The 20,351-nt window shown below is 40.3% G+C and carries 18 protein-coding genes; 9 read left to right on the plus strand and 9 right to left on the minus strand.

Translation table 11 applies throughout. The annotated features are described in order from the left end of the window. Nucleotides 1–162 precede the first annotated feature (162 nt). The 3 genes from gcdH to MKX14_RS17615 all read left to right on the plus strand — a co-directional run bounded on the left by gcdH (nt 163) and on the right by MKX14_RS17615 (nt 4,214). The gene (gene gcdH, locus MKX14_RS17605; protein WP_005111988.1) at nt 163–1,383 is read left to right on the plus strand and encodes an acyl-CoA dehydrogenase; all 1,221 of its coding nucleotides are present in this window, start codon (nt 163–165) and stop codon (nt 1,381–1,383) included. Between the two features lie 226 nt (nt 1,384–1,609). Then, nucleotides 1,610–2,932 carry an MFS transporter gene (locus MKX14_RS17610; protein WP_240283099.1) on the plus strand — a complete coding sequence of 441 codons (1,323 nt, stop codon included), beginning with the start codon at nt 1,610–1,612 and terminating at the stop codon, nt 2,930–2,932. A gap of 52 nt (nt 2,933–2,984) precedes the next feature. After that, nucleotides 2,985–4,214 (plus strand): CaiB/BaiF CoA transferase family protein, encoded by a 1,230-nt coding sequence (locus MKX14_RS17615; protein WP_240283100.1) that lies wholly within the window; start codon nt 2,985–2,987, stop codon nt 4,212–4,214. Nucleotides 4,215–4,300: 86 nt separating this feature from the next. Here MKX14_RS17615 and MKX14_RS17620 read toward each other — a convergent pair whose 3' ends face one another. Continuing rightward, the gene (locus tag MKX14_RS17620) at nt 4,301–4,960 is read right to left on the minus strand and encodes a VOC family protein (protein WP_240283101.1); all 660 of its coding nucleotides are present in this window, start codon (nt 4,958–4,960) and stop codon (nt 4,301–4,303) included. Between the two features lie 14 nt (nt 4,961–4,974). Then, nucleotides 4,975–5,523, minus strand: coding sequence for a TetR/AcrR family transcriptional regulator (locus MKX14_RS17625; protein ID WP_240283102.1), 549 nt, complete (start codon nt 5,521–5,523; stop codon nt 4,975–4,977). A gap of 97 nt (nt 5,524–5,620) precedes the next feature. On the opposite strand from MKX14_RS17625, the gene MKX14_RS17630 reads away from it, so the two are divergent. Further along, nucleotides 5,621–6,154 (plus strand): HPP family protein, encoded by a 534-nt coding sequence (locus MKX14_RS17630; RefSeq protein ID WP_005042963.1) that lies wholly within the window; start codon nt 5,621–5,623, stop codon nt 6,152–6,154. 78 nt (nt 6,155–6,232) lie between these two features. Here MKX14_RS17630 and tcuB read toward each other — a convergent pair whose 3' ends face one another. The 6 genes from tcuB to MKX14_RS17660 form a co-directional block, all read right to left on the minus strand. Further along, nucleotides 6,233–7,366, minus strand: coding sequence for a tricarballylate utilization 4Fe-4S protein TcuB (tcuB, locus tag MKX14_RS17635; RefSeq protein WP_240283103.1), 1,134 nt, complete (start codon nt 7,364–7,366; stop codon nt 6,233–6,235). Continuing rightward, a complete protein-coding gene (tcuA, locus tag MKX14_RS17640) occupies nt 7,356–8,762 on the minus strand; it encodes an FAD-dependent tricarballylate dehydrogenase TcuA (RefSeq protein WP_240283104.1) in 1,407 nt (468 codons plus the stop codon). The genes tcuB and tcuA overlap by 11 nt, the downstream gene beginning before the upstream one ends. A gap of 103 nt (nt 8,763–8,865) precedes the next feature. Further along, complete coding sequence (locus MKX14_RS17645; protein WP_240283105.1) at nt 8,866–9,795, minus strand: LysR family transcriptional regulator; 930 nt, start codon at nt 9,793–9,795, stop codon at nt 8,866–8,868. Between the two features lie 132 nt (nt 9,796–9,927). Beyond that, nucleotides 9,928–10,722, minus strand: a complete 795-nt coding sequence (locus MKX14_RS17650) for a substrate-binding domain-containing protein (protein WP_046813226.1) — start codon at nt 10,720–10,722, stop codon at nt 9,928–9,930. Between the two features lie 91 nt (nt 10,723–10,813). Beyond that, nucleotides 10,814–12,124, minus strand: a complete 1,311-nt coding sequence (gene citA / locus MKX14_RS17655; protein ID WP_240283106.1) for an MFS transporter — start codon at nt 12,122–12,124, stop codon at nt 10,814–10,816. A gap of 278 nt (nt 12,125–12,402) precedes the next feature. Beyond that, nucleotides 12,403–13,332 carry a LysR family transcriptional regulator gene (locus MKX14_RS17660; protein ID WP_240283107.1) on the minus strand — a complete coding sequence of 310 codons (930 nt, stop codon included), beginning with the start codon at nt 13,330–13,332 and terminating at the stop codon, nt 12,403–12,405. A 751-nt stretch (nt 13,333–14,083) separates the two neighbouring features. On the opposite strand from MKX14_RS17660, the gene MKX14_RS17665 reads away from it, so the two are divergent. The 5 genes from MKX14_RS17665 to MKX14_RS17685 all read left to right on the plus strand — a co-directional run bounded on the left by MKX14_RS17665 (nt 14,084) and on the right by MKX14_RS17685 (nt 19,547). Further along, nucleotides 14,084–15,076: a Bug family tripartite tricarboxylate transporter substrate binding protein gene (locus tag MKX14_RS17665; protein ID WP_046813230.1), complete on the plus strand. Its 993-nt coding sequence runs from the start codon at nt 14,084–14,086 to the stop codon at nt 15,074–15,076. Between the two features lie 53 nt (nt 15,077–15,129). Next, nucleotides 15,130–15,576 (plus strand): tripartite tricarboxylate transporter TctB family protein, encoded by a 447-nt coding sequence (gene tctB / locus MKX14_RS17670; protein ID WP_080947829.1) that lies wholly within the window; start codon nt 15,130–15,132, stop codon nt 15,574–15,576. A gap of 12 nt (nt 15,577–15,588) precedes the next feature. Continuing rightward, a complete protein-coding gene (locus MKX14_RS17675; protein WP_240283108.1) occupies nt 15,589–17,088 on the plus strand; it encodes a tripartite tricarboxylate transporter permease in 1,500 nt (499 codons plus the stop codon). Nucleotides 17,089–17,137: 49 nt separating this feature from the next. Then, nucleotides 17,138–18,184 (plus strand): AbrB family transcriptional regulator, encoded by a 1,047-nt coding sequence (abrB, locus tag MKX14_RS17680; RefSeq protein ID WP_240283109.1) that lies wholly within the window; start codon nt 17,138–17,140, stop codon nt 18,182–18,184. Between the two features lie 109 nt (nt 18,185–18,293). Further along, nucleotides 18,294–19,547: a DcaP family trimeric outer membrane transporter gene (locus tag MKX14_RS17685; protein ID WP_240283110.1), complete on the plus strand. Its 1,254-nt coding sequence runs from the start codon at nt 18,294–18,296 to the stop codon at nt 19,545–19,547. Between the two features lie 102 nt (nt 19,548–19,649). On the opposite strand, the gene MKX14_RS17690 is transcribed toward MKX14_RS17685, so the two are convergent. After that, complete coding sequence (locus MKX14_RS17690; protein WP_240283111.1) at nt 19,650–20,258, minus strand: LysE family translocator; 609 nt, start codon at nt 20,256–20,258, stop codon at nt 19,650–19,652. Nucleotides 20,259–20,351 lie beyond the last annotated feature (93 nt).

Consider the following 20,351-nt stretch of genomic DNA (forward strand, 5'->3'; position numbering starts at 1 on the left):
CATTTTTAATTAAATACAACGAATTAAATATCTAAATTTAATGCATCTTATTTTAAATATGCGTAAGTCGCATATCTGCATGAACATTTATCGTTTGATTACTGCATTTTTCACGCATAACATCGAGTTAAATAAAGAAGATCAAATCAAGCAGAGGATGCGATGAATCACATGGTGACAACAAAAAAAGCAAAAGTTCAATTTAACTGGCAAGACCCATTTTTAATTGAGCAACAGCTTACCGAAGATGAGCGCATGATTCGTGATGCTGCTCACGCCTATTGCCAAGAACGTTTGCAACCACGTGTACTTGAACAATTTCGTCATGAAACAACAGATCCATCTATTTTCCGTGAAATGGGAGAGCTAGGCTTACTGGGTCCAACCATTCCTGAGCAATATGGCGGCGCGGGTTTGAACTATGTGAGTTACGGTTTGGTTGCACGTGAAATTGAATATGTCGATTCGGGTTACCGCTCTATGGCGAGCGTGCAAAGCTCATTGGTCATGGTTCCGATTCATGAATTTGGTACCGAAGAGCAAAAGCAGAAGTACTTACCTAAACTTGCTACTGGTGAATACATTGGTTGTTTTGGCTTGACTGAACCTGACCATGGTTCAGACCCAGGCAGTATGATTACACGTGCTAAAAAAGTTGACGGTGGTTATCGTTTGACTGGCGCAAAAATGTGGATTACCAATAGTCCAATTGCCGATGTATTTGTCGTTTGGGCAAAAGAAGTTTCTGCTGAAGGTAACGTGGGTGATATTCGCGGCTTTATTTTAGAAAAGGGCTGGGAAGGTCTATCTGCACCTGCCATTCATGGCAAGGTTGGTTTACGTGCATCGATTACAGGTGAAATCGTGATGGATAACGTATTTGTACCTGAAGAGAATGCGTTCCCTGAAATTCGAGGTTTAAAAGGCCCATTTACCTGTCTAAATAGTGCCCGTTATGGTATTGCATGGGGCGCAATGGGTGCTGCCGAGTTCTGCTGGCATACTGCACATCAATACACCATGGACCGCAAACAATTTGGCCGTCCGTTGGCTGCAAATCAGTTGATTCAAAAGAAACTGGCAGATATGCAAACTGAAATTGCTTTGGGTTTACAGGCAGCTTTACGTTTTGGCCGTATGAAAGATGAAGGTATTGCATCAGTTGAAGGGACATCTTTAATTAAGCGTAATAACTGTGGAAAGGCGCTTGATATCGCTCGTATGGCGCGCGACATGATGGGTGGAAATGGTATTAGTGACGAGTTTGGCGTAGCACGTCATTTGGTTAATCTTGAAGTCGTAAATACCTATGAAGGTACACATGATGTTCATGCCTTGATTTTAGGTCGTGCACAAACAGGCATAGCCGCATTTAGTAACTAACTCATTCATTTGTAACAGATCGAGGTGTTCTTTCGAGAGCACCTTTAGGGATTTTTACGCAAAAATTTATGGAAAATGACAAGATTCATCGTAAGGATACTCATGTAAAGATGTGCCTCTGTGTACTTAAAAATAAACGTAAGATTATGAAAATATAGAAGATTAAGTCATACAGAAAACATAAGTAAGCTATCGATGACTCATTTGGGAAAATGAGGAACTAAAGATGAACAATGACGTTCAAGTAATATCGAAAGAATTAAGAAATACATTTCCAAGTAACCTTGGAACATATGAAAAGATTGGACCAAATACATGGAAATGGGCGTTGTTATTTGCCTATTTTGCAATGGTAGTCGATGGCATAGATATTATGCTGTTGTCTTATAGCTTGACCAGTTTAAAGGCAGAGTTTGGTTTAAGTACCTTTCAAGCGGGTGCCTTAGGTAGTGCTTCTTTAGCAGGTATGGGTATTGGCGGAATTTTGGGTGGCTGGGCATGTGACAAGTTTGGCCGTGTAAGAACCATTGCGAACTCGGTAACCTTTTTTTCGGTAGCGACCTGTTTATTGGGCTTTACACAAAGCTTCGAGCAATTTATGGCTTTACGTTTTATAGGTGCTTTGGGTATTGGAGCACTCTATATGGCATGTAATACCTTAATGGCTGAATATGTGCCCACCACTTACCGTACAACGGTCTTGGGCACATTACAGACGGGCCAGACTGTAGGTTATATTGCTGCGACGCTATTAGCTGGCGCGATTATTCCAGATCATGGCTGGCGTGTTTTGTTCTTCCTGACCGTGGTGCCTGCTTTTGTAAATATTTTCCTACAACGATTTGTGCCAGAGCCAAAATCTTGGCAGCTCACCAAAATTGAAAGTTTGCAAGGCAACAGACAGCCTAAAGAAAGAGTGGTGGCTGAAAAGCCGAAAAGTGGCAGTATCTATAAGCAAATTTTTAATAACTTTAAGCACCGCAAGATGTTTTTGTTGTGGATGACTACGGCATTCTTCTTACAGTTTGGTTATTACGGCATTAACAACTGGATGCCAAGTTATTTAGAAACAGAAGTGCATATGAACTTTAAAAACTTAACCAGTTACATGGTGGGTTCATATACTGCAATGATTCTAGGAAAAATTTTAGCGGGTTATCTTGCTGACAAATTTAACCGCCGTGCTGTTTTTGTGTTTGGAACAATAGCCAGCGCCGTGTTCTTGCCAATCATTATTTTCTTCAATACCCCTGACAATATTTTGTATTTATTAATTACCTTTGGCTTCTTATATGGCATTCCATACGGTGTGAACGCGACTTATATGGCTGAAAGTTTTTCAACTGATGTACGCGGAACAGCCATTGGCGGTGCTTATAACATTGGTCGTGTCGGGGCCGCTATTGCACCAGCTACCATTGGTTTCTTAGCATCGGGCGGTACGTTTACCATGGCCTTTATTGTGATGGGCGCTGCGTATTTTGTTGCGGGTGTATTGCCGGGCTTATTTATTAAAGATCGTCAGTACGACCCACAAAGACAATCATAAACAATGACAGGGAGGTGCATTGAGCACCTTCTAAAAAGATAAGGGTATCGTTATGGGTGCATTACAAGGAATTCGGGTTTTAGATTTAAGTCGTGTACTTGCAGGACCTTGGTGTGGGCAAATCTTGGCAGACCTTGGCGCAGAAGTGATTAAAATTGAACGTCCTCGAGTAGGTGATGATACCCGTATGTGGGGTCCACCATGGATGCCCGATCAAGATGGAAACATGACCCGTGAATCTGGTTATTTCCAGTGTACCAACCGTAATAAATATTCGGTTGCGGTAGACATAACCACACCCGAAGGTCAGGCCTTAATTTATGAAATTGCCAAGACTGCCGATGTTGTCATTGAAAATTATAAGACAGGGTCTTTGGCTAAATATGGTTTGGACTACGCGTCATTAAGTGAGTTGAACCCAAATATTATTTATTGCTCGATTACTGGTTTTGGGCAAGATGGCCCACGTGCAGAAGAACCCGGTTATGATTTTATTATTCAGGGTATGTCTGGCTTAATGAGCATTACTGGTGAGCCTGATGATGTGGCAGGCGGTGGTGCACAAAAGGTTGGAGTGGCTGTTGTAGATATTCAAACTGGTCTATATTCCACCATTGCCATTCAAGCTGCCTTGATTGCACGTTCGCACACGGGACGCGGTCAGTATATTGATATGTCACTCCTTGATGTGCAGGTCGCGGCACTGGCAAATCAGGGAATGAACTATTTAGCTTCGGGTAAAGCCCCACAGCGCATGGGCAATCAACACCCAAGTATTGTGCCGTATCAAACTTTTAAGGCTAAAGATAAAGAATTTATTATTGCTTGCGGTAATGACAAACAGTTTAAAGATTTGTGTATTGCGATTGGTTATCCAGAGTTGCTCGAAAATGAAAAGTTTATACGCAACCAAGACCGTGTCAAATATCGAGATGAACTGATTCCTTTATTGTCCGAGCACTTTTTGCAGAAAACTGCCAAAGAATGGGTCGACATGATTCATGCGCTTAAAGTTCCCGTAGGTGTAATCAACTCTATTGAAGATGCTTTGGCTGAACCACAAATCGTACATCGCAATTTGGTGGTCAATATTCCTCATCGTTTAAATGAAAACTTCCAAACCATTGGCTCACCAATCAAGTTATCTGATACTCCAGTTGAATATCATCATGCGCCGCCAGAACTTGGTGAACATACTGCTCAAATCTTATCGAGATTTAAAACAGCAGAAGAGCTTGTTGCATTAAAAGAGAAAGGCATTATTGATGGAAAAATTGCTTAAGCTATTGCCGCTTTTAATGTTATTCAATTTTAATGAAAACTGTGATTTGCAATAAATCACAGTTTTTTTATTGGAAAATAAGAGCCTTAATATTTAAAAATAAGTGGCAGCTCTGGTCTGAAATCATGAATTATTCCTTGAGGTTCATGATCAAAACTGATTTCCATTAAATGCTCCGTTCCATCGGTGATTTCAAAATCATCAAGCGTATTGAACAGTAACGAAGTAGGGTGCTGTTCGAGGTTTGGAATAGAAACTTTGATTGCGGTTATTTCTGATAAATCTTTGCTATGCACAAGTGGTTGTTGTTTTTCTTTCGCAGCAAGGTCTGGTCGTGAAGCAAATGAGAGAAAGAACCACATTGGCTCAGATACAACAGAGTCTTTGGCAACATTTACTTCTAAGCTGGCTGGTAAATAGCTTGGCTTGTAAACCCAATTAGGAAATTTTGCGCCGTTATCATCTTTATCTTTAGGTCTAAAGCAAATACCAAAAGGGGACGCGATATTATCTTGAGCACTCAGTCGTTCAAAAAGCAGAGTTGGTTTGGTGAGATCGCTTGAGGCTTCTTCTGGATTATTTAAAAAGATTAACTCGATAAAACTGTTTTTAAAGAAAAATCGTCTGTTTTCGGTACCTTGACCTGGGTGCTTATTGGATGAACCTTCTGTTAGACCGAATTTTTTTAAAGTTTCAGCTTCGGGAGCGCCTGATTGTACACAAATAAAAATATGGTCCACTTCCATTTTAAGTTCTCATGCTAATGTTGATGAATATTAAATAATTGATTAATAGAGTTTTTCATGTTTGTCGCAAGTGTTTCATCGAAACCATCGACTAAAAAGCGGCTAATTAGCCCTTCAATCACCGTATAGATCAGCTCAGATAAAGCTTCACCATTGGGTATATTGCAGTTTTGTGCAATCAATACTTTAATCCATTGTTTATGGGCTTTAGAAATAGAAATAATGTCTTGATCATTTTGGTTAGATTCAGCGACCGCTCTTACAAATAAACAGCCTTTAAAAAAATCTTGCCTAAACCAATTGGTATGCCAGTCAAGAATTTTATTGATGGCCTCTAACCCCGTTGCATCTCCCACATAGCCTAAAAGACTTTGCTTAAACCTTTCATCACGTGCAACGAGCACAGACTGAACCAGTTGATTTTTATTTTTATAGTACGTGTACATGGTGGTTTTGGAACAACCGGATTCATCGCGAATCAAGTCAACGCCAACCCCGACAAAACTATTTTCATTAAATAACTTCTCGGCTGTATCTAATATTTTTAAGGCAGATTTTGACATAAAACTTTTCCAAAAAATAAAATAGTACAGATCTGTACTATTTAGAATTTTATCTATATGCTTTTTAAAAAGCAACTTTTTGTTTGAGGAAAAAACCATGTTCTCTATTTTTTATGGCAAAGAAAAACTGGCTCCATCGCCCACTAAAGTTGATGTCTTAAGAAGCCTTGTTGGAGGTACGCTCAGTATTTTTATACTGTTGTGGTTGAGTAAGCTCACACACAATATTTTTATCATGGCGCCGTTTGGTGCGACTTGTGTACTGCTTTATACAGTGTCGCAGTCACCTTTGGCACAGCCGAGAAATATCATATTTGGGCATCTTATCTCGGCTTTTGTGGGTTTGTTTTTTCTAAAATTTGTCGGTGTTTCCATTTTTACAATTGCTTTTTCAGTGGGCTGTGCCATTGCACTCATGCAAGTATTTAAGTGCGTTCATCCACCTGCTGGGGCCAATCCTTTGGTTATTTTGTTGACCGCGAGCAGCATACATTACCAGTGGAGTTTCTTAATTTTCCCTGTTTTGGTCGGCGCAGTGTCTTTGGTTTTGGTAGCGATGCTGATTAATAATATTAAAGCGAGTACGAAGTGGCCAATGTATGGCTTGGGAATTTTAAATAGTAAAAAATAGGCAAGGTATGAAGTGTTTTAAGCTTAAAAATAATAAAAGTATTCACTACGCCAAGATAGTGAATACTTTTGAATGAAATTATGACTTCTTGGAAATACGTTCTTCGATGGCAAATTTGAGTAAAGAAGCACTGCGGTAAAAACCATGTGCGAACTTTCCAAATGGCATGGTAATAAAGAACGTCATGACCGTGGCTAAATGGAAAATCAGTAAAAGTGCCATGTAAGGGGTATTGCGAAATGCCATAAGTGCTAGCCCTGAAGCGCTAACGATAAGTAGAAGGAAAATAAAGCCTCGATCTACAGGTTTTTGCTCACGGTCACCATGCAACGGATGACGTTTAAGATTTAAATAGAGCAAACCGGATGGTCCAACAACTAAGCCGATTCCACCCAAAGTTCCTAAAATGACAGGCAAGCTTAGGTAAGGATAAGGTGCATGTAGGTCAAGAAAATAATGATATAAAGTCGCTACACCTGTAGCTGCAAAGCAGAGCATAAAGCCATAAAACGTCAGGTGATGGAACACTCGGCGGATTTGTGTGTAACGGTCATCTTGCTCATTACAGCCTTTGCCATGTCCACCATCTAAATATTTAAGTGTTAATACATTTTGGGTGGCTTGAACTAGGTCTGGTTTTTCAACTTTGCCATGAATGACTTTTGAGGTTTGTCGCCAGAATTTACTAATCCCGATACCGAGCAAAACAATCGCAACTGTAAAGGTCGCTCCAAACAATAGTGCTAAAAAGTTATGCGGGAAAATCGCATAGAAATTACCTTGATAGCCTGCAAACAGGTCGGTGCCTTTGTACCACACTACGGCTAACATGCAAAAAAAGAAAATAAGTGTTAACACTGAAACAAAAGGAATACCCACAGATTTATAAAGTCGACCTAAAGGCTGAGGGGTCGCAAATTCTTGATAAGTTTGTAAACGTACTTGCGCCATCGCTTTTGGAATGTTTACGCCAAACTCATGCGGTGGGGCATATTGGCAAGCGTGTAAACACGCACCACAGTTATGGCACAGGTTTGCGAGGTAATGAATATCGGCTTGGTTAAACTCAAGACGTTTGGTCATGGCCGCAAATACAGCACAAAAAGACTCACAGTAGCGACAAGCATTACAAATCTGTAGGGCTCTTTGGACTTCTTGCTCATGGTCAGAGAGCTGAACAACTGGAATTAGGGCTTTGCTATTAGCATTCATGTTCAACTCCTTGTGAAAGTGCATAGTGGGCTGCATTTTTTCCGGCAATGCGTCCAAAGGTTGTGCCAATCGACATACCAACACCTGCGGTATAACCCTGACCAAGTACGTTACCTGCCATCATTTCACCTGCGACAAACAGGTTGCGGCTTGGCTTATTGTTAAAACGCACAGCAGCATCGTCTTCGACTTTTAAACCTAAATAGGTAAAGGTAATGCCAGGTTTAAGGGCATAGGCATAGAAAGGTGGTTGATCGAGAGGAACGGCCCAGTGGGTTTTGTTGGGAACAATATTTTCGGTGGTGCAGTCATCTAAAACGGTATGATTAAAGGTGCCTTGCACACAGGCTTGATTAAATTCTTCTACGGTATGGCATAAGGTTTTGGCATCTAGCCCGATTTTTTCGGCTAACTCTTGAATGCTATTTGCTTTTACGCCAGCAAATACAGGTGGCATAAAACGACCAATGGCTTTTGAATCAATAATCGAATAAGCAATTTGCTGGGGTTGTTTAGCAACAAGGCGGCCCCAAATCGCATAACGTTTTGGCCAGAAGTCTTCGCCTTCATCATAAAAACGTTCAGCTTTGTTATTGACCACAATTCCCAAGGAAACGCAGTCAATACGAGTACAAATACCACCGTCATATAACGGTGCGCGTGCATCTACGGCGACACAGTGCGATTGCGATGGGTCACCAATAATATCGGCACCTTGATCTATCATAAATTTGAGCAAGTTGCCTTGATTAAAGCGGGTTCCGCGAATAATGAAATTATCGGCAGGCCATTCGCCGTTTTCATTTTGTCCCCATGCTTCTCTTAACCATTCTAAATTTGACTCAAAACCACCTGCGGCCAAGACACAGCTTTTTGCTTTAAACACACGGCCATCTTCAGCAATTGCAGCTTCAAAATGTCCTTGGTTTAACTTTAGATCTTTAATTTTTGTGTTGTATAAAATTTCAATACCAAGTTCTTGGGCACTACGGTAGTACGCATTAATGAGGGCTTTACCACCACCCATAAAAAAAGCATTAGTACGTGCAACATGCAAAGCACCCGATAGCGGTGGCTGAAAATTCACACCATGTTTACGCATCCAGTCGCGGCAGGTCGCCGTGCTACGAATGACCAGACGGGCTAAGTGCTCATTGGTTTTCCCCGCAGTCACTTTAAGTAGGTCTTGCCAATATTCTTCTTCGGGATAGGCGTCAACCAATACATCTTGAGGAGCGTCATGCATGCAACGGAGGTTACGAGTGTGTTGTGAGTTACCACCACGCCACTCTTTGGGCGCTGCTTCTATTACCAGTACAGAAGCGCCACTTTCTTTTGCCATGAGCGCGGCACACAGTGCGGCATTCCCACCACCAATTACAATCACATCATGCATGGATTTCTCCCTTTCTCAGCTAGGGCTAATGTAGCTTTAAAAGGAAAGGTGAAGTGAGAGGCTAAGCTTGAATGGGTGTTTAGTAAAAATAAACACTAATGGCTTAAGTGTTTATGAGTTCCGCACCGGGCCAGCGCTTTTCATTAATCAAGTTTGCTACACAGGCACGAATCACCACCTTCGTGGCTAAGGTGGCAGGCGAGAGCTCTTCTTCAGAGAGACTAATTAAATAGTTAATACGTTCAATAGAAGGTTCTACAACGCGCAGTAAACATAAGTCTTGCCGTGAGTTTAACGATGCACCCGCAGGTTGAATCGTTGCCATTTCGAGTTGGCTAATGCTTTCCATTAACAAATGCAGTCCATCAATTTCATAGGCCACTTTAAGCTGATGAATTTTCTGTTCGAGCAGTAAACGCAGTCCATGTCGTTGACTTGGTAAAATCAGAGGGAGTTCTTTAAGCTCTGAATGGTTAATGGTCTGAGTGTCGATACAGCTTTCAAGGTGGTACTGACTCAACACTTCTTTAGGTGAGATTAAAAACATCTGTTCTTTGACTAAAGGTTGTATGGCCCACTGTGGGTCGACATCGTCACTAAAGATGATGGCAACATCGAGTTGCCTTGCATTAACTAAAGCTTTTAAGTCACCCGATAAGCCTTCAATTAAACGGACTTTAATGTCGGGATAACGGTTTCTCATGAGTTTTAAAAAGTGGGTGCCGATAACCGACGCGACACTCGGCGAAAAACCGACGGTGACATGACCACTTAAACGCGAAGAATGCGCAGAATCTATAGCATGGTCTAGGTGTCTAAGTGCCAGTTGTACTTGTTGAAAAAAAGCTAAACCCGCAGGGGTGGGAACCGTACCCAAAGCGGTACGTTGTAAAAGGCGAATAGAAAGCTCGCTTTCTAATTTTGAGATTTGCTGGCTTAATGCAGAAGTTCCAATATCGAGATTTTTTGCAGCTTTACCCAAGCTTCCTGACTCGATCACTGCAATAAAATACTTTAATTGTTTAAGTTCCACGGCAAATACTACATTAACCTTTATGGATTAATTCTACACTGGTTTATCGCTATAGTTTTTGTTCTATTGCTTTGAGTAAACTTGCAATAGAGTAAAGGCAACATCACCTCAAGATGTTACCTTTTAGAGCTTTTATTCTTTAACCTGCTCAAGACCCTGTTCTTCAATAATTTGTGTTGCTTGTGGCGATTTCACAAATTTAATTAACTCTTTTGCGACTTTTGCATGTTCCGAGTTTTTACCAATGCCTGCCGCAAATACTGTCACTTTTTGATACGGTGCAGGAATTGGACCGACTAATTCAACTTGACCATATTTGCCTGTAAAAGGTTTGATTTCACTTATTTGCTGGAAACCAATATCAAACTGGCCTTCGGCGATACGTTTTGCAACGCGGTCACCCACTACTTTTTCTGCCTTACTCGAAATTACTTTGTACTCGACAGGCGGGAAGCTTGGGAAAACATCTTTTTCAAGATGTGTACCGCTCGCACTTGCTGAATAGCCTATGTGCTTGGCATTTAATAAAACTTTTTCAAATTTTTCTGCAGAGCTGATATCTGGCTTTGGTGCACCTTTAGGCACAGCCATACCAATGCTTGAATTCACTAATGCACTTTGTGAATTTGGGTCTACAAAACCTTTTTCTGCAAGCTTTTTTAGTTCTGGAGCAGCCAATACCACCATGTCAAAACGTTCACCACGGTCAAGACGGTTTGGGATTGCAGTTGGTGACGCACCCATGGATGAACCAGATGAGAGGTGAACCGTGTGACCAGTTTGCTTTTCAAATATTGGAATGAGTTTTTCCATAGATGAATAAAAACCACCTGAGCTAATCACTTCGATTGTATCTGCATTAGCAAGTGTTGATCCTAAGCCCGCACTAGCTAGGCAAATAGTCATGAAGATAGGGGATTTTTTCATAATGCCTCACTTTAGTTGCAAGAGACGCAGTACGGAAACTGAAGATCTGCCGTACTGTTCATTAAAATTTCAGGTTAAGTTTTAGTTTGTTTTAAGCGCTAATTTTTGCAGGTTCAGCAATCGCGTCAGTATTTTTCTGTTTAGAACCGCGGCATAGATACAAGCTTGAGATGAGGCTACAGACCGCAGCAAGCATGAGCCAGAAAGCAGGGGTACTTGGGTTTCCTGTGTTTTCTACAAGGAAGGTACACGCCATTGGTGTCATACCACCAAAAATAGCGGCTGCAAGGCTGAATGCTAAAGAGAAACCAACTGTACGCACACGTTTCGGCATCACTTCTGCAAGTGTTGCGACCATGGTTCCGTTGTACATACCAAAGAAGAACGAGAAGTAAGCAAGCGTAATTAGAAGGTTTGAAAAACTAATGTTGCTCACTAACCAACTTAGAACTGGATAACTTGTAAAGAGAGCAAGTGTGGTAATACCGACTAGTACTGGACGGCGACCAATTTTGTCTGAAAGCAAACCACCCATTGGTAACCAGAAGAAATTAGACAAACCAACAAACACGGTTGCTAAAAGGCTGTCTGTTACTGACATTTCTAAAGTACGTTTTGCATACACTGTGGTGTAAACCGTAATAAAGTAGAACGTGGTTGTGGTCATTGCACTCATCATCATACCCGCAAGGACGATGCGCCAGTTGCTCGCCAATGTGCTGAAAATTTCTTTTGTTGAAGGATGAGTCTTTTGCGATTTAAAGTCTTCAGTTTCCTCTAAGGTACGACGGAACAAGAAGATTAAAGGAATAATCAAACAACCAATTAAGAACGGAATACGCCAGCCCCATTCACCCACTTGAGCCGTAGTTAAAATGGTGTTGAGCCAGTAGCCAAGTAATGCGGCAAACACAACAGCAACTTGTTGGCTGCCAGACTGCCAGCTTGTGATAAATCCACGATTTTTATCCGTTGCAATCTCTGCTAGATAAATAGAAACACCGCCAGATTCAACACCTGCCGAGAAGCCTTGTAATAGACGTCCAATGACCACCAAAATTGGTGCGATAATACCAATGGTTTCATAACCTGGGATAAAGGTAATTAAGATGGTTCCCATTGCCATAAGGCTTAAGGTAACAATAAGACCTTTACGACGGCCCACTCTATCGACATAAGCACCTAAAAAAATAGCGCCGAGAGGACGCATCAGAAAGCCCGCAGCAAATACGGTAAATGTCATCATTAAAGAGACATATTCATTTTCAGAGTGGAAGAATTTTGCTGCAATATAAGTGGCATAGAAACCAAAAAGAAAAAAGTCGTACTGCTCTAAAAAGTTGCCACTCGTTACATTTAATATTTTTTTAAAAGTAGCCCTACGGTTATTCACGACATCCATTGGAGACCTCCTTGGCCTGACAGAATGGAAACATTCACGATTTTCGAGGTCGAACCTAAAATCGATTCAATCAATAAATCTAAAGAGCAAATGAGTTTGGCAGGAGATTTACAGACGACCTTGTTGGAAAATGTGATGCCTTGTTTCCAGTTCAAACTACACATCTATATTTCGATAAGCAGAAAACCACTTATCATTCGGACGAAAATGTAATCTCAAAAATAAGGAGGGAGTGAGAGGGCAAAATTAATTAGGTATTTAATAAAATTAATGACTCTTTATAAAATAATTTCAGAACATGGCCAAATCTGGTTTTGAATCAAATCTTTCACACAGGCCTTAATGGCTGACTTTGCAGCAAGTGCAGCAGGTGATAATTCTTCTTCGGCAAGGCTGACCAGATAATTGATTCGCTCAACTTCGGGTTCTACTAACTTGAGTAATTGAAGCTTATGTTTGTACTCTTGTAGACAAGCGCTACCTGGGCGGACACTGGCAAGGTCGAGGTGAATTAGACTGTCCATGAGTAAGTGTAGGCCATCAATTTCATAGACGACATTAAGCTGACCAATCTTGTGCTCAAGCAACTTTCTTAAACTATGACGCTGGCGTGGTAATACTAAAGGAAGGTCTCCAATTTGTTGAGACTGAATAACGCCACTTTTGATGCATTCGGCAAGGCCATGTTCTTCTAGCACTTCCTTTCGTGCCATTAAATACATTTGCTCGCGTACTAAAGGTTGGATCGACCACTGTTTATCAATTTCATTGGTAAAAATAATGGCAATATCAAGCTGGCGTGAGTTAATAGACTGAATCAGGTTACCTGACAGCGTTTCCACAATTTCTAAACGAATATCCGGATAGCGTTCAGACATTAGTTTCATTAAAGGGATGCCAATTAAAGCAGTAATAGTTGGCGGAAAACCAAGACTGACATGACCAGAAAGCCGTGCTGAATGCGCAGCATCTATTGCGAAGTTTACTTGACGCAAAATAAGTTGAGAGTGCTTTAAAAAAGCAAGGCCAGCGGGAGTTGGGGTCACACCAAAAGCATTACGCTGTAATAAGCGAATGCTCAACTCTTGTTCTAACTTACTAATTTGCTGACTAATCGCAGAAGCGCCAACATCAAGTTTTTGGGCAGCCTTACCAATACTGCCTGCTTCAACAACCGTCAAAAAATACTTTATTTGCTTGATTTCCATATGTAAATTCCATATTAATTTTAATAAGCATCAAACTTCATAAATTCTTTGTATATTAACAGTTGTATATTCTCTTATAAATGATCACCCATTCTTATCATAATCATTTTCAGTTTGAGCATCTAAACACAATAAAATTTTCATTTTAGTTACTGATTAACATTTAAAGATTGAATATTTATTTTGAATTATGAAAGAACCCGAGTTGATGAGTAGTCTAAAAGTAATCACACCTCTTTGAACCTAATGTCACAGTCAATCTACTCATAAATTCATATTCTAGAATTTCTAACCTATTTAATTTTACTAATGCCCCCTTTAAATTATTGGTATCACGATAATTTCTTATTCTGTGCTTTAATTTTCTCAAATTCGAAAGGGAGAATATTAAATGCATGATGCATTAGGTTCGCGAGTAAAGAAAAAGACTTGATAACTATTGGTCAAAACAAATGAAGATCTGACTCATTTGATTATTAGGACGGTTTGGTTGGTGGGTAAATAGATTTAATTGCTGGCTGTATATTTGTTGATTGTCATGATTTTTCCATTGCTTAGTTATTTCTTTTAATCGCTTTACTCATAATTTTTTTACTGTAACGCAGCATTAATACGTTCGTTGTAACAAAGCGACCGCGAACTTTGTCAAAAACTCATTCCCATAAACATGTTCGTGCCAAGGAGGCCGAGAATGCGTATGGGTAAAACCAAAAGATGAATAGATGAAATACGGTATAAGGATGTAGTTAATATGAAAAATTTAAAATTACTCACATTAGCATGTGTCAGTGTGACCATGGTTGGGTGTGGTTCAGGAAATGCCTCTAAAGAAGCTGGTCAGCCAAAACGTCCGGAATGTATAGCCCCAGCCAAGCCGGGGGGCGGGTTTGATATGACCTGTAAATTGATTCAATCTGGCTTTAAACAAACAGATCAGCTCAAAGATCCAATACGCGTAACTTATATGCCAGGTGGAGTAGGTGCTGTAGCCTATAATAAAATCGTAAACAGTGATCCTGCTAATAATAATGCCGTGGTTGCATTTTCTACTGGTTCGCTCTTGAACTTGGCACAAGGAAAATTCGGACACTTCACTGAAAAAGATGTGAAATGGTTGTCTGGCGTCGCTGTCGATTATGGTTTGGTTTCGGTACACAAAGACTCACCACTGAAAAATCTTGATGATTTAGTGAAAGTACTACGTGAAAACCCAAAGACAATTACTTTTGGGGGAGCTGGAAGTGTAGGTGGTCAAGACTGGATGCAAACAGCAATGTTGGCAAAAAAAGCCGGTATCAAACCAGCCGATTTAAGATTTGTAGCTCTTGAAGGGGGAGGCGAAGTACTGACTTCCTTACTGGGGCAGCATATTCAAGTTGGGGTAGGTAATGTCAGTGAAATTGGTTCACATCTAGAGTCTGGTGATATTCGAGTTTTAGCAGTTTTTGCAAATAAGCGTTTAGACGGGAAGTTCTCAAAATTACCTACTGCAAAAGAGCAGGGTTATGACATTGAGTGGCCAGTCATCCGTGGTTTTTATATGGGGCCAAAGGTCAGTGATGAAGCCTATGGTTGGTGGAAAAATGCCTTCGATAAAATGATGGCTAACCAGAAATTTAACGCAGTCCGTGAAAAACAAGATTTACTTCCGTTTCAATTAACAGGCGAAGAACTCTCTGCTTATGTATATAAGCAGACTGAGGAAATGCGCCAGTTGTCGCAAGAATATAAATTATCAAATTAATAAATAGACTGAGTTGAGAAGCTGTTTCTCAGCTCAGTTTTTTTTGAGGATAGATGATGAAATCTGAACGGATTCTTACGGCCATTATTGCAGTTTGCGGATTATTTTTGTTGATCTATGCAAGCGGTTTTGAAGCTCCTATTTCCTACGATCCTGTAGGACCTAAAGCCTTTCCTATTTTATTAATGGGATTAATTACAGCGAGTGCAATATATCTAACAGTACGTCCTGCCATTATGTTTGAACCCGTTGAGTTGGGTTGGACAAGGCATCTAATCTTTAAATTAGCGTTGTGTGTGGTGGCTTTAACGCTATATGCATTAGTTTTTGAATGGCTAGGCTTTATTGTTGCCACTCTATTGATGACGATTGCGGTGGGCAAACTTTTCCATGGCAAGACCATACCAGTTTTGGTGACAGGCTTGGTACTCAGTATGAGCACCTACTATATGTTTGACCGTTTCTTGGATGTGCCATTACCTCTTGGATTTTTTGGTTAAGGATGACCCGATATGGATGTATTAAGTTTTTTAATGACAGGCTTTGGGGTTGCCTTGCAACCACAGAATCTTTTAATTGCCTTTATTGGTGCATTTATTGGAACGATTGTTGGTTTATTACCAGGTTTAGGTCCTATTAATGGGGTAGCAATTTTACTACCGTTTGCTTATGCCCTAGGTTTACCCGTAGATAGTGCATTGATTTTATTGGCAGCAGTGTATTTGGGCTGTGAATATGGCGGGCGTATTTCAGCGATTCTGTTAAATGTGCCAGGAGATGCTGGAGCCATTATGACCACGTTAGATGGTTATCCTTTGGCCCAGCAAGGAAAGGCAGGAATTGCATTGTCTTTGTCATCGGTCAGTTCCTTTGTTGGGAGTACTGTCGCCTTTATTGGAATTGTATTGTTTGCTCCTATATTGGCGAAATGGGCAATTGCATTTGGTCCTGCTGAATATTTTGCGCTGATGGTCTTTGCTATTGTTTGTTTAACGGGTCTGGTCAGTACGCAACCTTTTAAAACTTTAATTATGGCACTCATGGGCCTAGCACTTTCAACTGTAGGTATGGATGCAATTACAGGGGTATATCGCTTTACCTTTAACAGTGTGGGGTTAAGTGATGGAATTGCTTTTACGACTTTAGTGATTGGTTTATTTAGTGTAAGTGAAATTTTATTACTACTTGAACGTACCACAATTGGTAAAGTTGCATTAAAACAAGGCAAACGTACCTTATTTAATCTAAAAGAATTCCTCAGTTCACTGGCTACTATTATCCGTGGTGCATTGATCGGTTTCTTCTCAGGAATTTTACCGGGTGCAGGAGCAACGGTTGCAAGTGCGATGGCTTATACCACTGAACGGAAGATCGCAAGCGATAGTAGCAAGTTTGGGAAAGGTGACTTACGTGGGCTTGCTGCACCAGAAAGTGCTAACAATGCTGCGGCTTGTGGTTCATTTGTACCCATGTTGACACTAGGTGTACCTGGCTCTGGGACGACTGCGGTAATGATGGGCGCATTGCTTATGTACAACATAACGCCAGGTCCCCAGTTATTTGCTCAAGAACCTGTACTGGTCTGGTCACTGATTGCATCACTTATGGTGGGAAATATCATTCTGTTGGTATTGAATTTACCATTAGTAGGTTTCTTTGCACGTATGCTAAGTATTCCTAATTATATTTTGATCCCGATTATTGCAAGTGTCAGCTTTGTGGGAGTATACGCTATTCATACCAACATCTTTGACTTGCTGTTATGTATCGGCTTGGGGGTGTTTGGATATATTCTAAGAAAATTTGATTTCCCGTTGGCACCATTAATCTTAGGTTTTGTACTTGGAGAGTTGATGGAATCGAATCTGCGCCGTGCTTTGTCAATTTCTCAAGGTGATCTTGGCATCTTATGGAGCGGGAATATCAGTATGGGTCTTTGGATTATGTCAGGATTATTATTGATCTTGCCAATTGTTCGTAAGTACTTATATATCAAAAAACATAAAGCTTAACGGGATAGCAAAAATAGTAAGCAGATGTTTACTATCTTTGCTCAAAATTATGGAAAAAATAAGCTTAAATATAAAAGGTTTAGCAATTGCTCTACTCGGAGCTTTAATTGCCAAATACTTGCACGTTCCTTTACCTTGGTTGCTTGGACCTTTATTGACGGCCTTATTGTTCGGTAGCGTTGGACACCCATTAGTGTGTGACCCGCGCTGGCGACTTATAGGGCAGGCCATTATTGGTATGGCCTTAGGCCTATACTTTTCACCAGCTTTGGTACAGGCAGTGGCGGCATATTGGGGCTTTATCTTAATCGGGTTGGTATGGTCACTTGTGTTGGGTACATTACTGGCCGGATTACAATATCGAATCAATGGGGTGGATTGGGCCACCGCATGGTTTTCTTCTGCAATTGGCAGTGCTAGTGAAATGGTGAATATTGCAGAACGCTATCAAGCTCAAGTTGAGAAAGTCGTTGCTGCCCATAGTTTGAGAATTGTGATTTTGGTTGTGCTGGTTCCAATTTTTATGGAGCTTTATTTTCATGTCGAATGGACTGGTTTAAAGATACCGGTGTCGGATCAATTTAGCTTTTTTCAGGTCGTCTTACTGTTTTGTCTGGCTCTATTTGTGGGTAAGGTTTTTCAATTTTTTAATATTCTAAATGCATGGATTTTGGGGCCACTCGCCATTATTGGGTTATTGTCATTTTGTGGAATACTTCAGATGAAATTGCCTGAGTGGTTTACTGCCTTTGGTCAAGTCTGTATCGGCTGGTCACTCGGTAGCAAATTTCCATTTAGCTTTTTAAGGAAAAATAAAAAATTTATCGGAATCACAGTCATATTCAATTTGTTGGCTTTAGCGTTATCGATCAGCGTTGCTTTATTACTGGTTAATTTAAGTCATACAGAAAAGCAAATCTTGATTTTAGGGCTTTCACCTGGAGGCATCGCAGAAATGTCACTGATGGCTAAAGCTCTCGGACTCGCAGTACCCATCGTCGTTTCCTTTCAACTCTCAAGATTAATTTTCGTCATTCTCACTACACGCTTTTTTTATCAATACAGTCTGCAATTGTTTTTTAAATCTAAAAAGTAAGTAAGACATTTTTAAAGAGCTGAAAAGCTATTTAAGGGGAGACTATATCTAGAATTTTTATAAATGGATGAACAGCACGCTTTATTGAAATAAAACAAAGGAATGCAAAATGAAATTTAACTCACCTAAGACAGTACTAATCGTTAGCTTGACGACGATTACTACATTTACCCATGCCAATCAGAGTAGTGAACTTGAACAGTTACGTGCAGAAGTGAATGAACTCCGACAAATGCTTCAGGCTCAGCAAGCAATACCTACAAATAGCGTACAGGTTCCACACGTACCTACGGCAAGTGTTATCACGCCGCCTGAAAAAAATACTCAAGCTATATTCAAATGGCAAACAAAATCCGGTGCCAATGTTAATTTGTATGGCTTTGTTCGTGCTGATACTGCCTATCAGTTTGAAGGTGGGAAAGGTATGTTTAACCGCATTAATGGTGTGTTACTAGAAGGTGATCCTGATAAAAAATCGACTGAAGATCGCTTGGATTCGACCGTCAATGCCTCTCGTATTGGTTTAGATTTTAATACTGGCGTAGGGAAAAAGACGTTAAAAGGGAAAATTGAAATAGATTTCCGTGGTGGGACAAATAAAGACAATGCCCGTCTGCGACATGTGTATTTAAACTATGATCGGTGGTTGATTGGTCAAACGACGTCTACTTTTCTTTCAACTGAAACAGCACCAGAAATGCTAGATTCAAATACCGCATTAGGTGGTGGTACTAATCGTAATCCAATGGTGCGTTATTCTGGGCCAATTAATGCATCAACCTCTTATTTCTTCAGCTTAGAAAAAGGCAATGACGAGAACCGTCTGCCTTTACTGGCGAGTAAATTGAAATATGAATTTGCTACGGACAAAGGTGTAATGACCGCACGTGGTTTGATCCAAGAAGTCCGTCTACGCAATGAAAATGATGAAACTAAAACGGGATGGGGTGCTGCATTAGGTCTTCGCTATAAAATCACGCCATCCTTATTATTTAATAGCAACTATTCGCATGTTTCTGGAGACAATAAGTTATTACTGGCAACTTCAGATAATGTCCGTCATATTCAAAACGGGGATGATGTCGAATTAATTGATTTTGATGCATTTCAATTGGGTCTTACTTATCAATTTAATGAAAAGCTAAGGGGCACAATAGGTCATGGTGCATTGATCTATGAAGATAAAGACCTAATAACAAAAGATGCCAATAAAAAGTTACAACAGAGTTGGGCGAATCTGATGTTTAAACCCAATAAACCAATAACTTTTGGGGTTGAATATGTCTATGGTGAGCGTAACACTGTCAGCCAGCAAGTAGGAAAAGATAAGCGTATAGAAATGATGGCAAAATATGAATTTTAGATCAGCGATTATATGGTTAAGTCATGTAATGTCTTAATCTATTGAACAAAATAAGCTAAAGCGATGCTCTGTATTTATTATCGCTTTAGCAATCAAGTGCCTTTACTGAAACTTAGTAAAAATTAGAATCACGCCTAATACACATAAAATTGAGCCAATGACCCTATTAATCTGTACTTGCTTGGCTAACATTTTCTGTCTCAGTAGCATGGATGAAAACAGCACAGCGACCAGTGAAAACCATACAAAATGGGCAAATGACATAAAAAAGCCATAAGCCAAAAGAATGGTTTTAGGCGTGGTTAAGCTCACAATTTGCGTATAGGTGCTAATCACAAATAGCGTGGTTTTTGGGTTCAGGGCGTTGGTAAAAAAGCCGTATTTTATGGCTTGAAAAGTACCTATAGAATTTAAAGCCGCAGTGTCTAAAACTGGTTTTTGAGTAAAAGTTTTATAGCCAATGTAGATCAGGTAAAGCGCGCCAATATACTTAACAATATTCAAAATTTGTGGCGTATAAGTCATCACAAAGGCAACGGCAACTAACGTATAGGTCACATGTACCAATACGCCAAGCGATATTCCCAGTGAAGTGAACACACCTATTTTTCTGCCGTACAAGTAACTATTTTTCGTAACGATCGCGAAGTCAGCGCCAGGGCTAACCACCGCTAAAATCGTTATGAGAATAACCGCAATAAACTCTGCCATTATCTTGCACCCTCACTGAAAATGAGGGGGTTGATCAGTACTTTTTGGAATGTATTTGAGAGGAGAACTGTTTTACTTAAAGCTGTTATTCTT

This window comes from Acinetobacter pittii (assembly GCF_022449185.1).
Classification (GTDB): domain Bacteria; phylum Pseudomonadota; class Gammaproteobacteria; order Pseudomonadales; family Moraxellaceae; genus Acinetobacter; species Acinetobacter pittii_I.